The following is a 21,134-nucleotide window of genomic DNA, read 5'->3' on the forward strand; positions in this document are numbered from 1 at the left end:
TGGAGTTCCCCTTGATACGAGTCTTCGCTGCATTGGCCTGCGCCCTGCTGCTGTTCGCTTGCGCGATGCCCGCCAACCAGGGCCACTCCGAGATCATCACGGTGGTCAAGGTGTCCCCTCTGCCGTGGTTCGACCGCATGGCCGAAGGCGTGCGCGCATTCGAGGCGGGCGCCAACGGCTGGCAGGCGCGCCAGATCGGCCCGTCGCGCGCCGAGCCACATCTTCAGGCCGCACTGCTGGACGATCTGCTGCGGGATCGGCCGCCGCGCGCGCTGGCCATTGTGCCCACCGACCCGGCCGCGGTGGAAGCGGCCGCGCAGCGTGCCATGGCCCGCGGCATCGTGGTGGTGACCCACGAAGCCGACAGCCAGCTCAACACCCATGCCGATCTTGAGCCATTTGATCACGCGGCCTTCGGCGCGGCGCTCAACGAGCGGTTGGCCGCCTGCATGGGCGGGCAGGGTCAATGGACGACGTTCGTGGGCACGCGGGGCAGCCGCACGCACCGGCGCTGGATCGACGCCGCGCACGCCAATGCACAGCGGCATTCCGGATTGCGGCTGATCGAGCCCCTGAACGAATCGAACGATGACGCCGAGCAGGCCTATCGGATCGCCCGTGCGCTGTTGCAGCGTCACCCCGAACTGCGCGGTTTCCAGGGGGCCGCCTCCAGTGACGTGATCGGCATCGGCCGCGCGGTGCAGGAAGCCGGTCGCAGCGGTCAGGTCTGCGTGGTGGGCACGGGGCTTCCTTCGCGCAGCCGCGCCCTGCTGGAAGCCGGCGTCGTCGAAGCCATCGGCTTCTGGGACCCGCGCGATGCTGGCCTGGCGCTCAACCGCCTTGCGCAGCGTCTTGTGCAGGGCCAGCCACCTTCCGATGGCATGGACCTCGGTGTCGAGGGTTACCGCAAAGTGCGCGTGCGCCCCGGGCCTGGTCGTGGTGTCATCGTCACGGGCGACGCCGGGGTCATCGCCGATCGCAACGGCGCCCGGGGCTACCCTTTCTGATGTCTTCGCTGCGCCACCCCGTCAAGCACGTGGCGCGGATTTGCGCATCAGCGTCGATTTGCCAAACAGGCTTTCGATGAGATCGACCGCGAGTTCCGCTGTGCGGTTGCGCACGTCGAGCGCGGGGTTGAGCTCCATCACGTCGAGCGAGGCCAGGCGTCCGGTGTCGGCAATCATCTCCATGCACAGCTGCGCCTCGCGGTAGGTGGGGCCACCGGGCACGGTGGTGCCCACGCCGGGCGCGATCTCGGGGTCCAGGAAGTCGACGTCGAAGCTCACGTGCAGGTGGGTGTTCGCGTCGACCCCTGCCAGCGCCTGCTCCATGGTGTGTCGCATGCCCATCTCGTCGATGTAGCGCATGTCGAACACCTCCAGGCCATGCTCGTGCACCAGTCGCTTCTCGCCCGGGTCCACGCTGCGGATGCCGATCTGGCGCACCACGTCGGGCGTGATGGCCGGCACGTGCCCACCGATACCTGTGAGCGCCGCCGGACCCAGGCCGCACAGCAGGGCCACCGGCATGCCGTGGATGTTGCCGCTGGGTGTCAGTGCTGCGGTGTTGAAGTCGGCATGCGCGTCGAGCCAGAGCACGCGCAGTTTGCGCCCCACCGTGCGGCAGTGGCGCGCCACGGCACTGATCGATCCCAACCCGAGGCAGTGATCGCCGCCAAGCACGATGGGCAAGCGGCCCTGTTGCAACTCGTCGAACACGGCCGCATGCAGCGTGTGGTTCCAGGCCATGACCTCGTCGATGTGGCGGTAGCCATCGATCGGCGGTTGCCAGGGGTTGGCCGGGCCGTTCAGATTGCCGCGGTCGACCACCTGCAGGCCTTGTGCTGCCAGCACCCCCCCGATGCCGGCAACGCGCAGCGCCTCGGGCCCCATGGAGGCGCCGCGCGCGCCAGCGCCGATGTCGGTGGGCACACCGATGAGGCTGACGGGTGGGGTGGCGAGTGGGTGCATGCAAACGTGCCCGGTGCGGGTCTGGTGGGTCGGCGGCTGCCGGGGGCACCCGCCACGCTTGGCATCGATTGTCACATCCGGGCTGGCCGGGCGCGTGACGGTGCGATCCCGTCGACTCCTCGGCACCAGAGCCCGACCTCGCGCCAGGCGCCGCGGGCGTGACCCACAATCGCGGCATGAGCAGTGGCGCAACCCTTCCCCCTTCGCAACCCTGGCCAGCCTGTGGCGCGCAGCACCTCGTGAGCGACGCGCGCGGCTGGCACCAGCCCACGCCCGACTACTGGCGCGTCTGGCTGCAACGGCCCGAACTGGCCCTCGTGCCCGAATCCTGCGTGGCCGAGCGCGCCTTGCACGAGGCCATGCTCGACGACCCGCTGCGCAGCGTGATCGCCGGCCAGATCGAGGCCATGCTCGACGCCGACGTGCGCGAGAACTGGCGTCACTTCCTGGCCCTGCGCGACGCGGTGCAACGCGCCGGTACGCTGGAGGCCGCGTGGGCGGGCTTTTTCGAGCGCGGCGCGATCGCGCTGCCGCCGTTGTTCCTTGATCTGCTGGTGCAGGCCATGCTCGTGCGCGTGCTGGCGGGCGAGACGGACGCCCAGGTGTGGCGTGCGGCCGAGCTGCTGTTCCGGCGCCAGCGCGTGCAGTTGCACGCCGGCCGCGTACTCGCGGGCGATGCCGACACGCTGGACCACCTCAATCAAACCGCCGGGCTGGGCAGCATCGGCGCGCTGCTCAAGCAGGCGGGCGCCGCCCTGCGCGGTGTGGATCTGCAGGTGCTGGGCGCCGACAACGCCGCGCACTACCTTCAGGACCTGCACCGATCGACCGACCACCGATACCTGCTCGACCTTACGCACACGGTGCAGCAGGCGCTGCCCCATGGGCTGGTGCTGAGCATGAACCGCGCGGATTCGGGCCTGAAGGCGCTGGCGCGTGTGCTGCAGCGCTGGGTGACGCACCTGCACGGCGTGCTGGTGGAGATCGAACCCTTGTCGCGCGTGGACGATGCCGCCTGGCGCTGGCACGTCGGGCTCGATGTGGAGGCCACCGCACTGCTCAACGATCTCTACCAGGGCAAGAGCCTGAGCGAGGCGCGCCAGCGCCGCCTCATCAGCCTGTTCCGCCTGCGCTTTGCCGACCCGGCGCAGCAGCGCGAGGACGTGCGGGGCAAGCCGGTCTACCTGGGCCTGGCCATGACGGCCGAAGGCCTGCTGCGCCTGAAACCGCAGAATATGCTGCTCAACCTGCCCGTCGCCAGCGCAGCGGACGCGCTCAGCCCGAGCTCGGCGCCCTGACCACCCGCAGCGACGCCGGCCGCACCGCCACGGTGAGGCTGCGCGCCAGGCCCAGCCATTCGCCGTCGGCGGCCACGGGCAGGTCGCCGCGGCCCAGCACGGACATTTGCTCGAAGGCCTGGGTATGGATCTTCGGGTGACCCAGGTGCCAACCCACCAGCAGGCGCGGCAACATGCCCAGCGCCCCCAGGCGCGAGAACGGCCCGGCCACCAGCAGGTTGAGCAGGCCGTCGTGCGTGCGCGCGCCGGGCGTGGCCGGCATGCCGCCGCCGAAGGTTGGGGTGTTCAGCGTTGCCGCGAACAGCGCCGGACCCTCGTGCCGGTGCACGCCGTCCACCGTGACGTCCAGGTGCCAGGTGCGCAACGCCGCAAGCTCGCGCAGCGTGGCCCACAGGTAACGCGGCAGGCCGCGCAGGTGCGGCGGGCCAGTCAGTGCGCGCGCCACCACGGCGGCGTCGAAGCCTGCGCTCAGGCTGGAGAGAAACGGCGTCTCGCGGCGCTCGCCGAGCGTGTCGTGCCAGGTGGCCAGACCGGTGTCCATGTCGCTGGCCGGGCCGTTGAGCGCGTGCGTGAGCCAGGGCAGGGGGCTGCCGCTGCGCAGGCCGAGGGCGCGCGCGGTGTCGTTGCCGCTGCCCAGGGGCACCACGCCGAGCTCGTGGCGGCGCTCCAGCAGCGCGGGCAGCCAGCGGTGCAGGGTGCCGTCGCCACCCACCGCCACCACGCGCGTGCCATCGGGCAGGCCGCGCAGCAGCGCCAGTGCGGCGGGGACGCTGTCGGGTGTGTGCAGTTGCACCCCCGGGGGCAACGCGTCCTGCAGCGCCGCGAACAGGCGCACGGCCCGCCCGCCTTGGGCGCGCGGGTTGGCAATGACGGTGCGCAACGTGGGTGGGGTGCGAACGGAAGGGGGGCCGATGCCGGGCATCGGCCGAGTGTCACATGTTCCGGCGGTACTGCCCGCCCACCTCGAACAGCGCGTTGGTGATCTGGCCCAGCGAGCAGCAGCGCACCGCGTCCATCAGCACTTCGAACACATTGCGGTTCTCGATCACCGCCTGCTTCAAACGCTCCAGCATGGCAGGTGCCTCGTGTGCGTGCCGCGTGTGGAAGTCGTGCAGTCGCTGCAGCTGGCTCTGCTTTTCCTCTTCGGTCGAGCGCGCGAGCTCGAGCGCCTGCGGGATCGGATCGCCGTGCGGATTGCGGAAGGTGTTGACACCGATGATGGGCAGCTCGCCGGTGTGCTTGAGCATCTCGTAGTGCATCGACTCGTCCTGGATGCGCCCGCGCTGGTAGCCGGTCTCCATCGCGCCGAGCACGCCGCCGCGTTCGGCAATGCGCTCGAACTCGGCCAGCACCGCTTCTTCCACCAGCTCGGTCAGCTCGTCGATGATGAAGGCGCCCTGGTTTGGGTTCTCGTTCTTCGCCAGGCCCCACTCGCGGTTGATGATGAGCTGGATCGCCATCGCGCGGCGCACCGAGTCTTCGGTGGGCGTGGTGATGGCCTCGTCGAACGCGTTGGTGTGCAGGCTGTTGCAGTTGTCGTAGATGGCAATCAGCGCCTGCAGCGTGGTTCGGATGTCGTTGAACTGGATCTCCTGCGCGTGCAGGCTGCGTCCGCTGGTCTGGATGTGGTACTTCAGCTTCTGGCTGCGCTCGTTGGCACCGTACTTCTCGCGCATGGCCACGGCCCAGATGCGCCGCGCCACGCGGCCCATCACCGTGTATTCCGGGTCCATGCCGTTGCTGAAGAAGAACGAGAGGTTGGGCGCGAAGTCGTCGATGTGCATGCCGCGCGCGAGGTAGGCCTCCACGAAGGTGAAGCCGTTGGAGAGCGTGAACGCGAGCTGGCTGATCGGGTTGGCACCGGCCTCGGCGATGTGATAGCCGCTGATGGAGACCGAATAGAAGTTGCGCACGTCGTGGTGCACGAAGTACTCGGCGATGTCGCCCATCACCTTCAGGCTGAACTCGGTGCTGAAGATGCAGGTGTTCTGGCCCTGGTCTTCCTTGAGGATGTCGGCCTGCACCGTGCCGCGCACGTTGGCCAGCACCCATTCGCGGATCTTCGCGGCCTCGGTGTCGGTCGGCTCGCGGCCGTTGTCGGCCTTGAACTTCTCCAGGTTCTGGTCGATGGCCGTGTTCATGAACATGGCCAGGATGGAGGGTGCCGGGCCGTTGATGGTCATCGACACCGAGGTGGCCGGGTGGCACAGGTCGAAGCCGCCGTAGAGCACCTTCATGTCGTCCAGCGTGGCGATGCTCACGCCCGAGTTGCCGACCTTGCCGTAGATGTCGGGCCGCGGGTCGGGGTCGTTGCCGTAGAGCGTGACCGAATCGAAGGCGGTGGACAGGCGCTTGGCCGGCATGCCCTCGGAGAGCAGCTTGAAGCGCCGGTTGGTGCGGAAGGGGTCGCCTTCGCCGGCGAACATGCGCGTCGGGTCTTCGCCCTCGCGCTTGAACGCGAAGGTGCCGGCCGTGTAGGGGAAGCTGCCGGGCACGTTCTCCAGCATCAGCCACTTGAGGATCTCGCCGTGGTCCTCGTAGCGCGGCAGCGCCACCTTGCGGATCACGGTGCCCGACAGGCTCTTGGTGGTCAGCGCGGTGCGGATCTCCTTGTCGCGGATCTTCACCACGTACTCGTCGCCCGCGTAGGCCTTCTGCATGTCGGGCCACTGCAGCAGCAGTTTGCGCGCGGCGCCGTCCTGGTCGAGTTCGCGCACCTGGGCGAGGTCGATCACGGCTTCGGCCGCCTTGGGCCGGCCCGCCTTGTCGACCTTGAGCATGGCCGCGGTGGCGCGCAACTGCTGGATCTCGCGCGCGAGCTTCGCCTGCTCGTGCACCTTCTTCTTGTAGCCGCGCACGGTGTCGGCGATCTCGGCCAGGTAGCGCGTGCGCGCCGGCGGCACCACCGGTGTCTGGTTGGTGCTGTGGCGCACGGCCACGCGCGGCAGGCGGCCTTCGCCGAGCGTGAGGCCGAGTTCGGCCAGGCGCGGCGCAAGCGCCTGGTACAGCGCGCTCACGCCGTCGTCGTTGAAGCGCGCGGCCATGGTGCCGAACACCGGCATCTCCTCGGGCCGCTTGCCCCAGGCTTCCTTGTTGCGCTGCACCTGCTTGGCGACGTCGCGCAGCGCGTCGGCCGCGCCCTTGCGGTCGAACTTGTTGATCGCTACGAACTCGGCGAAGTCGAGCATGTCGATCTTCTCGAGCTGGCTGGCGGCGCCGAACTCGGGCGTCATCACGTACATCGGCACGTCCACGTGCGGCACGATGGCGGCGTCGCCCTGGCCAATGCCGGAGGTCTCGACCACCACGAGGTCGAAGCCTGCGGCCTTGCAGGCGGCGATCACATCGGGCAGGGCGGCGCTGATCTCGCTGCCGAAATCGCGCGTGGCCAGGCTGCGCATGAACACGCGCGGGCCCTGGCCCCAGGGCGAGATGGCGTTCATGCGGATGCGGTCGCCCAGCAGCGCGCCACCGCTCTTGCGGCGCGAGGGGTCGATGCTGATGACGGCCACGCGCAGCGCGTCGCCCTGGTCCAGCCGCAGGCGGCGGATGAGTTCGTCGGTAAGCGAGGACTTGCCCGCCCCGCCCGTGCCGGTGATGCCCAACACGGGCACCTTGCGGCCCGAAGCAGCGTCGCGCACCGCCTTGAGCAGTGCGGCGTCGGCGCTGCCGTTCTCGATCACGGTGATGAGCTGCGCGAGCGCGCGCCAGGCCATCTCGCCATGCCCCTGCACAGCGGCCAGGGCCTTGGGCGCGTGGGGCGACAGGTCCTGGTCGCAGCGCATGACCATCTCGCCGATCATGCCGGCCAAGCCCATGCGCTGGCCGTCTTCGGGGCTGTAGATACGCGCCACGCCGTAGGCCTGCAGTTCCTGGATCTCGCCCGGCACGATCACGCCACCGCCGCCGCCGAACACCTGGATGTGTGAGCCGCCGCGCTGCTTGAGCAGGTCGACCATGTACTTGAAGTACTCGACGTGGCCGCCCTGGTAGCTGCTGATGGCGATGCCCTGCACGTCCTCCTGCAACGCAGCCGTCACCACTTCATCAACGCTGCGGTTGTGGCCGAGGTGGATCACCTCCGCGCCCATGCCCTGCAGGATGCGCCGCATGATGTTGATGGCCGCGTCGTGTCCATCGAACAGGCTGGCCGCGGTGACGAAGCGCACCTTGTGCTTGGGACGGTAGTTGGCCAGGGCCTGGTAGTCGGCGCTCAGCTGGGTCATGGTTCGTCTCTCTCGGTCTCGGGGGGGGTCATTCGACGCGCAGGTTCTTCAGCGCGGGATCTTCGGGGGGAAAGCGCAGGTCCAGCGCCTTGAGGGTGTCGCGCACGATGGTCGCGATCATCAGGTTGCGGTGCGTCTTGCTGTTCGCGGGCACCACCGTCCAGGGCGCCCAGGGCGTGCTGGTCGCCTCGAGCAGGTCTTCGTAGGCCTTCTGGTACTTCGGCCACTGCTTGCGCACCTCGAGGTCGCCGAGGCTGAATTTCCAGTGTTTCTCGGGGTCGTCGATGCGGTCCTGCAGGCGCTGGCGTTGTTCATCGAAACCGATGTGCAGCATGAACTTGAGGATCACGGTGCCGGTTTCGGCCAGCAGGCGTTCGAAATCGTTGAGCTGCGCATAGCGCTGCTTCGTCTGCGCGGCGTCGATCCAGCCGTTGACCACCGGCACCAGCACGTCCTCGTAGTGGCTGCGGTTGAAGACCACGATCTCGCCGCTGCCCGGCACCGCCTGGTGGATGCGCCAGAGGAAGTCGTGCGCGCGCTCACGCTCGGTGGGGGCCTTCCAGCCCACGGTGCGCACGCCCAGCGGGCTGGTGCGCGAGAACACGCCGCGCACAGTGCCGTCCTTGCCCGAGGTGTCGGTGCCTTGCAGCACCACCAGCATCTTGAAGCGGCCGTCCGGGTGAAACACGTTCTGCAGGCGGTCGATCTCGTCGGCCAGGGCTTCCACCGCGGCCTTGTCGGCGGCCTTGTCGCCACCCGAGAACGGCTTGTCGTCCGGGTCAAGCGCCTTGAGGGAAACCTGTGTCTTCGCGGCCTCGGGATCGACCTGCCAGCGGCGCCAGGCACTGCCCTTGGGCGCGCGCAGAACCTGCTCGTCAAACGGCAGGCGAACGTCGGCGGTGCGGGGCATGGCGTCTCCGGAGGGGTGTCGTGGGCGCTCACCCTAACCGGGTTTGCGGAGTTGACGTTAACGTAAACGTCAATGTTAGCGGCAAACCAGAAAAAAGGGGCGCCGAAGCGCCCCTTGGCCAGACCGGTGGTGATCAGTTGTAGAGCACCGAGGGCAGCCACATGCCGATCTGCGGGAACCAGTACAGCAGCACGATGGCGATGATCTGGATGCCCATGAAGGGCAACATGCCCGCGAAGATCTGGTTCAGCGTCACGTGCTTGGGTGCCACGCCTTTCAGGTAGAACGCGCTCATGGCCACCGGCGGGCTCAGGAAGGCGGTCTGCAGGTTCAGCGCCACCAGCAGGCCGAAGAACAACGGATCGACGCCGAAGTTATCGAGCAGCGGGATGAAGATCGGCATGAAGATCACGATGATCTCGGTCCACTCCAACGGCCAGCCCAGGATGAAGATGATCACCTGCGACAGGATCAGGAACTCGGTCTTGGACAGGTTCATGCCCAGCACCCACTGCTCCACCAGCTCCTGCCCGCCCAACAGCGCGAAGGCGGCCGAGAAAATGGCCGAGCCCACGAACAGCCAGCACACCATGGCGCTGGTCTTGGCGGTGAGGAACACGCTTTCCTTGACCACGCCGAAGGTGAGTTGCCGGTAGGCCGCTGCGAGCAGGAAGCCGCCGAGTGCACCCACGGCTGCCGCTTCGGTGGGCGTGGCCAGGCCGAACACGATGGAGCCGAGCACCGCGAGGATGAGCACCATCAGCGGGAAGAAGCTGGTGAGCAGCATCTTGAAGATCTCGAGCCGCGCGTAGCTGAACAGCGCATAGAACACCGCCAGCGCCAGCGCGCCCACCGCCACGCCGATCCAGTAGCCGCTGCCGGCCTGGGTATCGGCGGCGGCCGCGCCAGGTTCGGCCACGGTGTCGGCGGCCGGGGGCTCGGCCACGCCTTCGGCGGCATTCTCGGGTTCGTCCACGGCCGCACCATCGGGCTCACCGAGCGCGCCTTCTTCGTCGGCGGCGGGTGGCTCGGCAAGGCCACTGTCTGCCGCCTCTTCGCCTTCGGCGGGCGGCTCGGCCAGGCCGCCGTCGGCGGCTTCCTCGGCGGCGTCCTCCTCGGCGGCGGGCGGCTCGCTCAGGCCGGTACGGGCTTCGCGATCAACCTGCTCCACGCCGATGGGCATGAGTTCGCTCGCGGCGTCGGTCGCGGCCGCGCGGGGGCTGGGGTAGCTCATCACCGCCACCACCAAGAACAACACCGCAGGCATCAGCACGATGCCCAACTGACGCAGCAGGTAGCCGCTGGACACGCCCTGGTTGTTGCGACCCTTGAGCGCCGCAAGCAGGCCCAGCAGTGCCGACTTGCCCGCGCTGGCGCCCACCTTCAGCAGCGGCTCGGGCAGGGGCACGTTGCGCTGCTCGGCCGACAGCGGCGGCGCCCAGGCCGGCTTGAGCTTGGCCAGGATGATCACGTAAACGATGTACAGACCCGCAAGCATCAGCCCGGGAAAGAACGCACCCGCGTAGAGCTTCACGACCGAGACACCGGCAGTGGCACCGTAGACGATCAGCAGCACCGAGGGCGGGATGAGAATGCCCAGGCAGCCGCCGGCGGTGATGGAGCCGGCCGCCAGCCGGGTGTCGTAGCCGCCCTTGAGCATCTGCGGCAGCGCCAGCAGGCCCATGAGCGTGACCACGGCACCGACGATGCCGGTGGCGGTGGCGAAGACCGCGCAGGTCACCAGCGTGGCCACGGCCAGCGAGCCGGGCACGCGCGAGAGCGACAGGTGCAGGCTGCGGAACAGCTTCTCGATCAGGTTGGCGCGTTCGACCAGGTAGCCCATGAACACGAACAGCGGGATCGCGATCAGCACATCGCTGGCCATCACCGAGAACGCGCGCTGCACCATCAGGTCCAGCGTCTGCTTGATCGCACCGGCCGCGGACTGATCGCCCGAGTGGTAGGCGAAGAAGGTGAAGATCATCCCCATGCCCATCAGCGTGAAGGCGGTGGGGAAGCCCAGCATGATGGCCACCACCACCAGCGAGAGCATGAGCAGGCCGTAGTGGCCGTTGGTCATGGTGTCCACGCTGAGCACCATCGCCAGCACGCCGGCGATGATGAGGCCCATCAGCGTGAAGCCGAACCAGAGTTCCTTGCGGATCGTCATCACTGGCCGCCTTTCTTGGTGACCAGGCTGTCCAGGGCCTCGATGTCGGCGTCTTTCACGTGCACCATTTCCTTGAGCTTGTCGACGTCGACTTCCTCGACGTCCTCCTCACGTTTGGGCCATTCGCCGGTTTGGATGCAGATGACGCAGCGGATGATTTCCACGATGCCCTGCAGCAGCAGGAAAGCGCCCGCCACCGGCACCACGAACTTGAACGGATAGACCGGGATCGGGTCCGCGTTGAAGGTTTGCTCGCGAATCGCCAGCGATTCGTTGGCGAAGGTCCAGCCGGCCCAGGTGAGCGCAACGATGCCGGGCAGGAAGAAGATGATGTAGAGCGTGAGGTCGATGCTGGCCTGCGTGCGCGGCTTGAAGAAGCCGTACAGCACGTCACCGCGCACGTGGCCGTTCTTGGCCAGGGTGTAGGCGCCGGCGGTCATGAAGAGCAATCCGTACAACATGATCTGGGCATCCAGCACCCAGGCATGTGGGTCGTTGAGCACGTAGCGCGAGAAGACTTCCCAGCTGATGAGGCCGGTGAGGGCCACCACCGACCAGGCGCAGGCCTTGCCGAACCAGGTCGACAGACTGTCGACCGCGATGAGTAGTTTTTGCATGACGATTTCCAGGAAACAGAAAAGGGCGCCCCAGGGGCGCCCTTTTCCGGGCCGACCTCGGGGGATCAGCTCTTCTTCGCGCCTTTGCCGAAGTAGTGGTTGTAGGCCATTTTGAAGTCGACCATGTAGTCGTTCTGCCACTGGCCAGCGCGCGCGGCGAAGGCCTTTTGCGAGTCGAGCACCTTCTTGAACAGCGGGTTCTCGCCGCCTTTCTTGGCGATGATCTTGTCCCACGAGGCGAGTTGCGCGCGAAGGATGGCATCGGGCGTCTTGTAGAACTTCACGCCGGCTTTCTTGAGCTCGATGTAGTCCTGCGAATTGCGCTGGATGGCCTTCCAGCTCATGTCGGCGCTGGCGGCCTGCACGCCGTAGTCGACGATGGCCTTCAACTCGGCCGGCAGCGCGTCGAGCTTGGCTTTGTTGAAGAGGATCTCGAACTGCTCGCCCGACTGGTGGAAGCTCTGCAGCATGCAGTTCTTCACCACATCCGGGAAGCCCAGGACGCGGTCGGAAGAGGCGTTGTTGAATTCGGCGCCATCGATGAGGCCGCGGTCCAGGGCCGGCACGATCTCGCCACCGGGCAGGGGGTTCACGGCGGCGCCCATGTCGGTGTACATGTCCACCGCCAGGCCCACGGTGCGGAACTTGGTGCCTTTGACGTCGGCCACCTTGGAAATCGGCTTCTTGAACCAGCCGAAGGGCTGGCTGGGCATGGGGCCGTACAGGTACGACACCACGTCAAGGTTCAGGCTCTTGTAGATCTCGGCCAGCAGGTCCTTGCCGCCGCCGTAGTTGTGCCAGGCCAGCACCATGTTCGGGTCCATGCCGAATGCCGGACCGGAGCCCCACAGTGCCAGCGCCGAGTTCTTGCCGTAGTGGTAGGCCACCACACCGTGACCACCGTCGAGCGTGCCCTTGGCCACGGCTTCGAGCAACTGGAAGGCGGGCACCACGGCGCCCGCGGGCAGCACCTCGATCTTCAAACGACCGCCGGCCATGGCGTTGACCTTGGTCGCGAAGTCGTTGGCGTATTCGTGGAAGATGTCCTTGGCCGGCCAGGTGGACTGGAAGCGCAGCGTGGTGGTCTGCGCGGTGGCGACCATCGGCACGGCCATGGCACCGGTGGCGACGGCAGCGCCTTTGAGCATGCCGCGGCGGGACGTGACGGTCTTTTTCTCGGTCATCGGTTGTCTCCAGAACGGGGTTGGGGAAAAAGCATCATCCATCTGCAAGCATGCTTACCAAGACAGGGTTTTCACCAACGTTCAGCTTGGTGCAAGCTGCGAAAAGGCCCGTACGCCTCTGTGGAGCGAGGGTCCGCAGCGGTGTGAATTTTTTTGAACCGCCCGATGAAATCCATGCGCACATGTCGGCCATGATGCAGACCAATGTGTACCAATCCCACGCAGGAGTCCCGATGAACCAGCCTCTGCCTCTGCCGATCCGGCTCTTCGACCCGGTGTCCAGCACCTGCACTTACCTCGTGTTCGATCCTCAAACGCGCGAGGCGGTGATCATCGATCCGGTCGACGAACAGCTGTCGCGCGACCTGGATGCGCTGCAGGCGCATGGCCTGAAGCTGGTGTGGTCGATCGAGACCCACGCCCACGCCGATCACATCACCAGCGCCGGGCGCCTGGTGGAGCTCACCGGCGCGCGCACGGCCGCACCCGCGGGCTGTGGCATCGGCACCGCCGTGGTGCAACTCGAGCATGGCAATGAATTGCGCTTTGGCGCCGAAACCCTGCGTGCGCTGCACACACCGGGCCACACGGCCGGCAGCATGAGCTTCGTGTGGCGCGACCACGTGTTCACCGGCGACACGCTGCTCATCGACGGATGCGGGCGCACCGACTTCCAGTCGGGCAGCGCCCGCGATCTTTACCGCAGCCTCACACAGGTGTTGTTCGCACTGCCCGACGAGACCACCGTCTGGCCCGGGCACGACTACAACGCACGCAGCCACTCCACCATTGGGCACGAGAAGCGGCACAACGCGCGCGTGGCTGGCCGCAGCGAGGCCGAGTTCGTGGCGTTGATGGAGGGCCTGAATCTGCCGCGGCCGCGCCGCATCGACGAGGCCGTGCCGGCCAACCTGAGCTCGGGCCTGCGTCACGATGCCGGTGGCGATGCGCTGGATGCGCCGCGCGCGCCGCAAGGGGCGGCGGCGGGCAGCTATGCGGGCGATATCTCGCCCGCGCTGGCGTGGCGCTGGGTGCAGGAGGGGCGCGCCGTGCTGGTGGACGTGCGCACCGACGCCGAGCGCGAGTGGGTGGGTTTCGTGCCCGAGGCGACGCCGGTGGCCTGGAAGCAGTGGCCGGGCATGGTGCCCAACCCCGACTTCGACCAGCAGGCCAGGGCGGCCGCGCAAGGCGGCAAGCCCCTGTTGATGCTGTGCCGCAGCGGCGTGCGCTCGATCGCCGCGGCGCAGCGCGCCACCGCACTGGGGCTTGAGGCCTACAACATCCTCGAAGGCTTCGAAGGCGACCCCGATGCGCAGGCGCACCGGGGCTCCCTCGGCGGCTGGCGGCGTCGCGGCCTGCCGTGGCGGCAGAAATGACGCACATGGGCGGGGCAAAAACGAGACGCCCATCCGACCACTGGTCGGCTTTCCAACCCCAAACTTGAGACGAAAGCCTCACATCCCCTGTCAACTCTGACAGGGTTTGTGCGATCCGTCACACATTCATTTTTTTAATGGGGTTCTCTGGCCTTCTAGGAGAACTCCATGACATCGTTGGGAACGTTGGAACGCGCGGCAGCCAAAGAGCCCGCCATTCACCCTGCCGTGCTCGCCCGGCTCGAGCGCGACTTCAAGCCGCGCTGGGAGGGGCAGTGGGGCGGCCGCTTCGTGCTGCACGGCAGCCAGCCAGGGCCGGACGCCGTGCGCCTGGACGGCAACGACTACCTCAGCGTGACGGGCCACCCCGACATCGTGTCGGCGCAGATCTCGGCACTGACCCGCAGCACCGAGTTCGTGGTGCAGTCGGGCGTTTTCCTGTTGCAGCAGCACCCGTCGCGCGCACTGGAGCAAGCGCTTGCTGACTGGGTTGGAAAGGAGGATGCGCTGGTCTGCCAGTCTGGCTACTCGGCCAACGTCGGGTTGCTGCAGTGCATCGCCAACCCCGACACGCCCGTGTACCTGGACGGCATGGCCCACACCTCGCTGTGGGAGGGCGCGCACGCGGCGCGGGCACCGGCCCACATGTTCCGCCACAACGACCCGGACCACCTTGATCGCACCCTGGCGCGCAAGGGCCCGGGCGTGGTGGTGGTCGATTCGGTCTACAGCACCACCGGTGCGCTGTGCCCGCTGCGCGAGATGGTGGAGGTGGTGGAAAAACACGGCGCCATGATCCTGGTGGACGAGTCGCACTCGCTGGGTACGCACGGCCCGCGCGGCGCCGGCCTGTGCGCCGAGCTCGGGCTGACCAACCGCGTGCACTTCATCACCGCCAGCCTGGCCAAGGCCATGGCCGGGCGCGCGGGTTTCTTCACCATGCCCGCCAGCATGCGCTACTACGTGCTGAGTTCGAGTTTTCCGAACATCTTCAGCTCCTGCCTGCTGCCCCACGAGGTGGCGGGCCTGCGCGCCACGGTGGACGTGTTGCAGCGCGCCGATGCGCAGCGCGAGCGGCTGTTCCAGATCACGCGCCGCCTGCGCGAGCGCATCACCGAACTCGGCTATCCGATTCACCAGGGCAGCGAGCAGATCATCGCGCTGGAGGCGGGCCTGGAGTTCACCACCATGCAGCTGCGCGACGAGCTGGAAAAGCGCGGGGTGTTCGGCGCCATCTTCTGCGCCCCGGCCACCAGCCGCAACCGCGCCATAGTGCGACTGACGCTGAGTGCGGCGCTCACCGATGCCGAGCTTGATCACATCGAGGCCGTGCTGGCCGAGGTGGCGCCCATCGTGCAACCCTGGGACTGGCCGATCGCGCGCCGTGGTCGGGTGGGCGCGGAGGCGGTCGCGGCCTGAATCTGGCACGCGCAGCATCGCGATGGAACGCCGGCACCTGCCGGCGTTCTACGCTTCAGTGGTCCTGCACGGTTCGGTGGTTCTCGGCCTGCAGGAAGTGCTGGTACGCGTAGATCGGTTGCGGCAGTTCGTTGGCCGCGATGGGGAAGCTGGCCGCCATCAGAAGGCCGTCTTCACCGATGGGGTTGGCCGGGGCGGTGCGCACCGGCCCGCGCAGCGCCAGTTGCTGGTGCAGCTCCACCGCCGCCAGGCGGCGCCCGTCGCGCACCGCCTGCACCACGTCCATGCCCAGCGCCGCGGAGGCCGCCAGCTCGGCCAGGTCGCCCAGGCTCGCGGTGGGCTCCAGCTGCAGCCAGTGCGCGGTGCCGGCAGCGTCCAGCCCGAGCAGGCCAAAGGGTTCGCCCACCACCACGTACTCCACCCAGTGGTGGTGTGTGTAGTCGCGCAGCCATTGCGCCACCGATGGAATCTGCAGCAGCGAGAGCTGTTGCGGGCGAAGCACGCCGCGCCACAGCGTGTTCAGGCGCGGGTGGGGCGCCTGGGCCAGGCGGCGCAGCACGCCGAGCAGGTGGCGCGTGATGTCGGTCGCCTGCTTGGGCACGAACTGGTCGATCAGGCCGTTGTTGAAGGCCTGGATGGCGATCTGCTCGTCGGCCTGGCCGGTGAGCAGCACGCGCGAGCCCGGCCAGTCGAGCAGGGTGTTGAGCACGGTGAGCCCGTCGGTGCCGGGCATGGCGTAGTCCACGACGCAGATCTTCGCCAGCCGATAGCGCTCGGGGCGTGATGCCCAGTAGTGCAGCACCTGCGGTATCAGCGCCTGGCCCTGGCGCCAACGGTCGATCATCTGGACCTGCAGGGCGGCGTCGGTCTCCCAGTGCGCGGGTTCGGCCTGCATGCGCGCCAGAAAGCCCGAAGGGCGTGAGTAGAGCTCGACCTGGGTCTGCCCGGGCACCACCATGCCAAGCATCTCGAGGTAGTCAGGGTCGTCGTCGAGGAACAGCACGGCGCCCGGGCGCTGGAACAGGGAAAGGGTCAGGGCCATGGCGTCAAGCGGTCGGGGCGGGCCGCGCTGGCGATCCGGTGGTGGACAGGGGAAGGTCGATCATGAAGACGGCACCCAGGCCGGGCTCGGAGTGCACGCTGATGCGGCCGTGCGCGGCCTCGACCACGTTCTTGCAGAAGGTCAGACCCAGCCCGTTGCCGGCACCCGCCTGGGTGGAATAGAAGGGTTCGAAGATGCGCGACTGCAGCTCGTGCGAGATGCCGATGCCATCATCCGAGACCGCGATGCGCCCCTTGCCGTGGTGGACGCCGACATCCACGCGCAGGTCGCCGGGCTGCGGCGCGTTGCTGGCCGAGGCCAGCGCGTGCAGCGCGTTCTTGAGCAGGTTGGTGATGACCTGGGCGAACATGGCGCGTGAACCGGTGAAGCAGAAATCCTGTTGCACCTGCACGCGCACGCAATCGCGCTCGCGCGAGCTGCGGTAGGGGTAGTTGGCCACCACCTCATGCACCAGCTCGGCGGCCTGGATCGGCAGGTTCTCGCGCGGCAGGCGAAGCAGTTGCGCGTTGGATATCTGGGTGTCGATCTGGCGGTTCATGCTGCGCACCAGGTTCTGCAGCCGGGTGGCGAGTTCCTCGAACTTCTTGCGCTTGGCATCGCCCACATCGTTTTGCGACAGGTTGCGCAGCACGTCGCCCATGAGGTTCACCGTGGCCAGCGGGGTACGCAACTCGTGTGCCATGACGCCCATGGTGGACAGGGTGTTGATCAGCCTTGCGCGCCGCAGGTTGGCGCTGGAGAGACCGAGCATCAGGCCCATGGACCAGGCGAAGCCGATCACCACCAGATTGGCCAGCGGCTGCTGCGGCCCATGCGCCACGCCCCCGAGCAGGTGACTGGTCATCAGCCCGGCGCCTCCGCCGGTGATCAGACCGAGCGTGGCGATGCGCCAGTCGGTGGCGTGGTAGTAAATGAGCACCATGGCCACGAAGCTGCCGAGCCACACCGGGTTGCCCCCGTTCATGCCGTACATCCAGGTGAAGAACCAGGGCAGCTGGATCCAGGTGGCCAGCGTGAACCACCGGCCGCTGGATGCCGAGGTCGGGTCGCGCCGAAGGCCGGGCATCAGGTAGATCAGGGCCGTGAGTGCCATGAACAGCCGCGCCAACAGGTTCTCATGGGGCTGGGGCAGTGCGTGGGCCCACATCCAATAGAAAAGCATGTGACCGGCGAACGTGAACACACCGATCCACAACAGGCGTTGCGAGGATGGGTGCAAAATGGGCTCGAACGGTGCATCGACCACGTCGTCGTGCCACCATTGGCGCCAGCGCGTCAGCGTGTTTTTCAATTGCAACCGGTCCAGCCGCAACATGCTCTCCTGTTCACAAGCGCGCGAAACCGCCAGGCCACGGGCCAGGCGGGTTGCGCGCATTCTGCGCCCTGATGGGGCCCGGCGCGCATGACCCTACCTGTCAACTTTGACAGTGTCGGGGTCGACAGCATCCTCGCGGACTGGCTTTGCGCTCTGCGCGAGCAGGGCGTCGATGCGCTGGTGGTGCTGGGTCCCGACCCCCTGGGACCGCGCGAGAAGCGCGAGGTGCTTGCAGTGCACCCGCCGCGCGTGCTGGGTGCCGCCGCAGCGCTGGCCGAGAGCCGCGACTTCGGTTCGAGCTGGCGCGAGAGCGACGCGCCGCTGGTGGCCTGGCAGGACATCGCCAAGTCCGCCGCCGACCAAGGCAGCCGCTGGCGCCGTCTTTTCCTCGCGCATGGTCACCAGAGCCTGGTGCGCGTGGCGTTTCCCTTGCCTGCCGGGCGGGCGTTCGAATGTTTCCTGCTCAGCCCGCGCGCCTTCGCCAGCCGCTCGGAGGCGGCGGCGCTGGCGTGGTCGGCCTTCAACGTGTGGCCGATGCTCAAGCGGGCGCTGGCCGAGCAGCGCGTGGCCCTGAGCCCGCGGGAACTGGAGAGCCTGAACCTGGCCTTCGAGGGCCTGACCGCCCGCGAGACCGCCACCCGCATGGAGGTCTCCGAGCGCACGGTGAATTACCACCTGGCCAACGCCATGGCCAAGCTGCAGACGGACAACAAGCTCGCTGCGGTGCAGCGTGCCTGCTGGATCGGCCTGATCTGAGGCCCCGGCTGACGCGCGGGGCGCCCCGAAGCGGTGCGTTCGTCATAATCGCGCCCCATGTCGCTTCTTGCCCTCGACGTCGGCAACACGCGCCTCAAATGGGCGCTGTATGAAGAGCCGCGCGTGGGCGCCCGGCTGATCGCGCATGGCGCGCAGTTCCTCGAGAACATCGAGTCGCTGGAAGAGGGTGACTGGAGCCGCCTGCCCACCCCGCGCTGGGTGCTGGGCTGCGTGGTGGCCGGCGACGCGGTCAAGCGCCGCGTCGAGGAGCAGCTCGAACTCTGGGATGTGACCCCGCAATGGGTGGTCTCCAGCAACGCCGAAGGCGGGCTGGTCAATGGTTACGACCACCCCGCACGGCTCGGCTCCGACCGCTGGGTCGCCATGATCGGCGCGCGCCAGCGCCTCCTTGCCCACGGCCCGGCGCGCCCCTGCGTGGTGGTGATGGTGGGCACGGCCGTCACGGTCGAAGCCATCGACTCACAAGGCAGGTTCCTGGGCGGCATCATCCTGCCCGGCCACGGCATCATGCTGCGCGCGCTCGAATCAGGCACCGCGGGCCTGCACGTGCCCACCGGCGAGGTGCGCGACTTTCCCACCAACACCAGCGACGCGCTCACCAGCGGCGGTACCTTTGCCATCGCCGGCGCGGTGCAGCGCATGGTGGAGAACCTGCGTCGCCATTGCGGCGAAGCGCCCGTGGTCTACATGACCGGTGGGGCTGGCTGGAAGATGGCGCCATCGATGTCGACCGAGGTCGAGCTGGTGGAGAGCCTGATCTTCGACGGCCTGCTGCACATTGCGAGCACGCGCCTGAAGCTCACGCTGCCCGAGCGCGAAGCCTAGGCGATCCGCCGCCCGGCTGCACCAAGGCGCAGCGTGGGGGCGCTATTCCCCCCAGGGCAGCATCAGCGTAACGGCCAGCAGCTGGTTGAAGGCCGGCGTGAAGCCGTCGATGATGGCCTGCGGCTCGGGGCACAGCGCGGTGTCGGCGATGACGCCGAACTGCACGCCACCGCCGTAGCTCAGCACCGACACGCCCAACCCCACGTTGCCGGTCTGCGGCACCCAGAACATGGTCTGCTCCAGCGTGCTGCCACACACCTGCAGCTTTTTCGCGGGCCCGGGCACGTTGGTCATCACCGCGGTGGTCTTGCGCCCGAACAGGCTGAGCAGCGCGTCCTGCGCGGGCTTGATGAGCAGGCCGGCCAGGCTCAGCACGCCGAACGCCAGCAAGGGCTGCAGGCTGCCCTTGAGTTCGTTCATGCGCGCACGCACCGCGTAGAGCCGCTCCACCGGGTTGGTGATGCCGATCGGCAGCAGCAGCGGCACCAGGCCGAAGCGGTTGCCCAGTTTCCAGGCGTCCTCCAGCGGGCGCAGGTTGATCGGCACCATGGCGCGGATCTCCTGGCCCTCGGTGTTGTCGCCCAGGCCGCGCAGGTAGTGGCCGATGGCGCCGGCCACGCAGGAGAGCAGCACATCGTTGACCGAGGCGTTGAAGGCCTTGCCGACCGCCTTCACCGCGTCGAGCGGGATCGGCTGGCACCACGCGACCTTCTTCACCGCGCCGGGCATGCCCTTCAGGCGCGTCTTCGAGTCGTCGGGCATGAGCGCGAGCGCCGCAGCGTCGCTGGCGAGCTGGCCGCCCAGGCGCGCGATGTCCAGTGCCTGGTCCACCGTGCCGGTGAACGCCTGCTGTGGCGCGGCCACCAGCGCGAGCGACTTTGCCGCGCCGCCACCGGCCACCTCCAGCGCGCGCGCGGTGAGGTCGCCCAATGGGCGGATCAGCGTGTCGGCGACCCAGTCCTCCGCGCCCGCAACGCCCTCACGCGCCGGCTTGGCCCGGCTGCGCTGTGGCGGTGGCGCGCCGCCGTCGACCAGGCTCATCATCACGCTGATGAGCGCGATGCCATCGCCAATGCAGTGGTGGATGCGCGCGATCAGCGCCGAGCCGCCTTCGTATTGCTCGATGAGTTCGAAGCGCCACAGCGGGTGCGCGTGGTCCAGCGGCTGCATGGCGAGCGCGGCCACCCGCGCTTGCAGCGCTTCCTGCGCGCTCTGGCCCCGGGCGCGCTTGAGGCGGTGGGTGCCCAGGTGGCGTGCAAGGTCGAAATCGGGATCGTCCACCCAGGCGGCGCCAGCGGCGTCTTCCCGCGCGATCTGGCGAAAGCGCCGGTAGCGCAGCAGCCGCTCGGTGATGCGCTCAGCCAGCGCGTCCCGCGAGAGCGCCGGCTGCAGGATCCATATCCCCACGATCATCATCAGGTTCGAGGGCGAGTCCATGCGCAGCCAGGCCGTGTCGACCTTGCTCATGCGCTCGCCTTCCAGGCCGATCGCGGTGCTCAGCGCCTGCGTGACGGCGGCGACGCGGTGATCCATGTTGTCTCCTCGGGTGGGTTCTCTATTGTGCGAAGGCCCGGCTCCGTAAGATACCGGGACAAACCGCCATCCCGTCCGCGCCACCCTTGAGCGCCCATCCCCTCAGGAGACCCCATGTCCGATCTCAAAGCCCGATTCGAAGCGGCCGTTGCGAATTCCAAGAAGCTCGCCGAGCGCCCCGACAACAGCACGCTGCTCAAGATCTACGGCCTCTACAAGCAGGCCACCGCGGGCGACAACAGCGAGAAGAAGCCGGGTTTTGGCGACATGGTGGGCCGCGCCAAGTGGGACGCCTGGAACGGCTTCAAGGGCACCTCGTCCGACGACGCGATGCAGCAGTACATCGATCTGATCGAAAGTCTGTCTTAAGCCCACCCCGCCGCGCTGCGCGCGACCCCTCAAGGGGCGGCGCCTGCGGCCCGGCAAAGCCGGTTCCGCGGCACCCTCGATG

At 68.0% G+C, this 21,134-nt stretch carries 17 protein-coding genes and 1 pseudogene; 8 read left to right on the top strand and 10 right to left on the bottom strand.

The features are described 5' to 3' along the window. The first annotated feature begins 11 nt into the window (after nt 1–11). Nucleotides 12–1,007, top strand: a complete 996-nt coding sequence (locus M3149_RS15385; protein ID WP_251710423.1) for a substrate-binding domain-containing protein — start codon at nt 12–14, stop codon at nt 1,005–1,007. Nucleotides 1,008–1,028: 21 nt separating this feature from the next. Here the strand turns inward: M3149_RS15385 and rocF are convergent, their stop codons facing one another. After that, nucleotides 1,029–1,970: an arginase gene (gene rocF / locus M3149_RS15390; protein ID WP_251710424.1), complete on the bottom strand. Its 942-nt coding sequence runs from the start codon at nt 1,968–1,970 to the stop codon at nt 1,029–1,031. 176 nt (nt 1,971–2,146) lie between these two features. Between rocF and M3149_RS15395 the strand changes: the two genes are divergently transcribed. Then, nucleotides 2,147–3,268 carry a DUF6352 family protein gene (locus M3149_RS15395; protein ID WP_251710425.1) on the top strand — a complete coding sequence of 374 codons (1,122 nt, stop codon included), beginning with the start codon at nt 2,147–2,149 and terminating at the stop codon, nt 3,266–3,268. Here M3149_RS15395 and M3149_RS15400 read toward each other — a convergent pair. From M3149_RS15400 to M3149_RS15425, 6 genes are all read right to left on the bottom strand, one after another. Further along, complete coding sequence (locus M3149_RS15400; RefSeq protein WP_251710426.1) at nt 3,246–4,190, bottom strand: diacylglycerol/lipid kinase family protein; 945 nt, start codon at nt 4,188–4,190, stop codon at nt 3,246–3,248. The genes M3149_RS15395 and M3149_RS15400 overlap by 23 nt on opposite strands. Before the next feature lie 10 nt (nt 4,191–4,200). Then, the gene (gene icmF / locus M3149_RS15405; protein WP_251710427.1) at nt 4,201–7,494 is read right to left on the bottom strand and encodes a fused isobutyryl-CoA mutase/GTPase IcmF; all 3,294 of its coding nucleotides are present in this window, start codon (nt 7,492–7,494) and stop codon (nt 4,201–4,203) included. A gap of 28 nt (nt 7,495–7,522) precedes the next feature. Then, on the bottom strand, nt 7,523–8,404 hold the full coding sequence (locus M3149_RS15410; RefSeq protein WP_251710428.1) for a PPK2 family polyphosphate kinase: 882 nt from the start codon (nt 8,402–8,404) through the stop codon (nt 7,523–7,525). 133 nt (nt 8,405–8,537) lie between these two features. Beyond that, nucleotides 8,538–10,574 (bottom strand): TRAP transporter large permease subunit, encoded by a 2,037-nt coding sequence (locus tag M3149_RS15415; RefSeq protein ID WP_251710429.1) that lies wholly within the window; start codon nt 10,572–10,574, stop codon nt 8,538–8,540. Beyond that, entirely contained in the window at nt 10,574–11,191 is a 618-nt protein-coding gene (locus M3149_RS15420) for a TRAP transporter small permease subunit (RefSeq protein ID WP_251710430.1), read from the bottom strand. The genes M3149_RS15415 and M3149_RS15420 overlap by 1 nt, the downstream gene beginning before the upstream one ends. 65 nt (nt 11,192–11,256) lie before the next feature. After that, a complete protein-coding gene (locus M3149_RS15425; protein WP_251710431.1) occupies nt 11,257–12,375 on the bottom strand; it encodes a TRAP transporter substrate-binding protein in 1,119 nt (372 codons plus the stop codon). A gap of 233 nt (nt 12,376–12,608) precedes the next feature. Here M3149_RS15425 and M3149_RS15430 point away from each other — a divergent pair. From M3149_RS15430 to cqsA, 3 genes and pseudogenes are all read left to right on the top strand, one after another. Then, nucleotides 12,609–13,124: pseudogene (locus M3149_RS15430) on the top strand (MBL fold metallo-hydrolase); the annotation flags it as partial. A gap of 201 nt (nt 13,125–13,325) precedes the next feature. Then, on the top strand, nt 13,326–13,751 hold the full coding sequence (locus tag M3149_RS15435) for a rhodanese-like domain-containing protein (protein WP_251710452.1): 426 nt from the start codon (nt 13,326–13,328) through the stop codon (nt 13,749–13,751). Between the two features lie 168 nt (nt 13,752–13,919). Then, nucleotides 13,920–15,170 carry an alpha-hydroxyketone-type quorum-sensing autoinducer synthase gene (cqsA, locus tag M3149_RS15440; RefSeq protein WP_251710432.1) on the top strand — a complete coding sequence of 417 codons (1,251 nt, stop codon included), beginning with the start codon at nt 13,920–13,922 and terminating at the stop codon, nt 15,168–15,170. Nucleotides 15,171–15,225: 55 nt separating this feature from the next. Here cqsA and M3149_RS15445 read toward each other — a convergent pair whose 3' ends face one another. Further along, nucleotides 15,226–16,212 carry a response regulator gene (locus M3149_RS15445; protein WP_251710433.1) on the bottom strand — a complete coding sequence of 329 codons (987 nt, stop codon included), beginning with the start codon at nt 16,210–16,212 and terminating at the stop codon, nt 15,226–15,228. 4 nt (nt 16,213–16,216) lie between these two features. Further along, nucleotides 16,217–17,524, bottom strand: a complete 1,308-nt coding sequence (locus M3149_RS15450) for a sensor histidine kinase (RefSeq protein ID WP_251710434.1) — start codon at nt 17,522–17,524, stop codon at nt 16,217–16,219. A 111-nt stretch (nt 17,525–17,635) separates the two neighbouring features. Here M3149_RS15450 and M3149_RS15455 point away from each other — a divergent pair, with 111 nt between their 5' ends. Both M3149_RS15455 and M3149_RS15460 read left to right on the top strand, forming a co-directional pair. Then, nucleotides 17,636–18,304 carry a helix-turn-helix transcriptional regulator gene (locus M3149_RS15455; protein ID WP_251710435.1) on the top strand — a complete coding sequence of 223 codons (669 nt, stop codon included), beginning with the start codon at nt 17,636–17,638 and terminating at the stop codon, nt 18,302–18,304. A gap of 57 nt (nt 18,305–18,361) precedes the next feature. Further along, the gene (locus M3149_RS15460; protein ID WP_251710436.1) at nt 18,362–19,150 is read left to right on the top strand and encodes a type III pantothenate kinase; all 789 of its coding nucleotides are present in this window, start codon (nt 18,362–18,364) and stop codon (nt 19,148–19,150) included. 42 nt (nt 19,151–19,192) lie between these two features. Here the strand turns inward: M3149_RS15460 and M3149_RS15465 are convergent, their stop codons facing one another. Then, nucleotides 19,193–20,683 (bottom strand): wax ester/triacylglycerol synthase family O-acyltransferase, encoded by a 1,491-nt coding sequence (locus tag M3149_RS15465; protein WP_251710437.1) that lies wholly within the window; start codon nt 20,681–20,683, stop codon nt 19,193–19,195. A gap of 114 nt (nt 20,684–20,797) precedes the next feature. Here M3149_RS15465 and M3149_RS15470 point away from each other — a divergent pair, with 114 nt between their 5' ends. Next, nucleotides 20,798–21,052, top strand: coding sequence for an acyl-CoA-binding protein (locus M3149_RS15470; RefSeq protein WP_251710438.1), 255 nt, complete (start codon nt 20,798–20,800; stop codon nt 21,050–21,052). The last annotated feature ends 82 nt before the right edge of the window (nt 21,053–21,134 follow it).

It is taken from the genome of Hydrogenophaga intermedia (assembly GCF_023715105.1).
GTDB classification, from domain to species: Bacteria; Pseudomonadota; Gammaproteobacteria; order Burkholderiales; family Burkholderiaceae_C; genus Hydrogenophaga; species Hydrogenophaga intermedia_A.

Coding starts and splice junctions, on each gene's coding strand:
- rocF (WP_251710424.1), bottom strand. CDS start 1,970: ATGCACCCACTCGCCACCCCACCCGTCAGCCTCATCGGTGTGCCCACC.
- M3149_RS15395 (WP_251710425.1), top strand. CDS start 2,147: ATGAGCAGTGGCGCAACCCTTCCCCCTTCGCAACCCTGGCCAGCCTGT.
- M3149_RS15400 (WP_251710426.1), bottom strand. CDS start 4,190: ATGCCCGGCATCGGCCCCCCTTCCGTTCGCACCCCACCCACGTTGCGC.
- icmF (WP_251710427.1), bottom strand. CDS start 7,494: ATGACCCAGCTGAGCGCCGACTACCAGGCCCTGGCCAACTACCGTCCC.
- M3149_RS15410 (WP_251710428.1), bottom strand. CDS start 8,404: ATGCCCCGCACCGCCGACGTTCGCCTGCCGTTTGACGAGCAGGTTCTG.
- M3149_RS15415 (WP_251710429.1), bottom strand. CDS start 10,574: ATGACGATCCGCAAGGAACTCTGGTTCGGCTTCACGCTGATGGGCCTC.
- M3149_RS15420 (WP_251710430.1), bottom strand. CDS start 11,191: ATGCAAAAACTACTCATCGCGGTCGACAGTCTGTCGACCTGGTTCGGC.
- M3149_RS15425 (WP_251710431.1), bottom strand. CDS start 12,375: ATGACCGAGAAAAAGACCGTCACGTCCCGCCGCGGCATGCTCAAAGGC.
- cqsA (WP_251710432.1), top strand. CDS start 13,920: ATGACATCGTTGGGAACGTTGGAACGCGCGGCAGCCAAAGAGCCCGCC.
- M3149_RS15445 (WP_251710433.1), bottom strand. CDS start 16,212: ATGGCCCTGACCCTTTCCCTGTTCCAGCGCCCGGGCGCCGTGCTGTTC.
- M3149_RS15455 (WP_251710435.1), top strand. CDS start 17,636: ATGACCCTACCTGTCAACTTTGACAGTGTCGGGGTCGACAGCATCCTC.
- M3149_RS15460 (WP_251710436.1), top strand. CDS start 18,362: ATGTCGCTTCTTGCCCTCGACGTCGGCAACACGCGCCTCAAATGGGCG.
- M3149_RS15465 (WP_251710437.1), bottom strand. CDS start 20,683: ATGGATCACCGCGTCGCCGCCGTCACGCAGGCGCTGAGCACCGCGATC.
- M3149_RS15470 (WP_251710438.1), top strand. CDS start 20,798: ATGTCCGATCTCAAAGCCCGATTCGAAGCGGCCGTTGCGAATTCCAAG.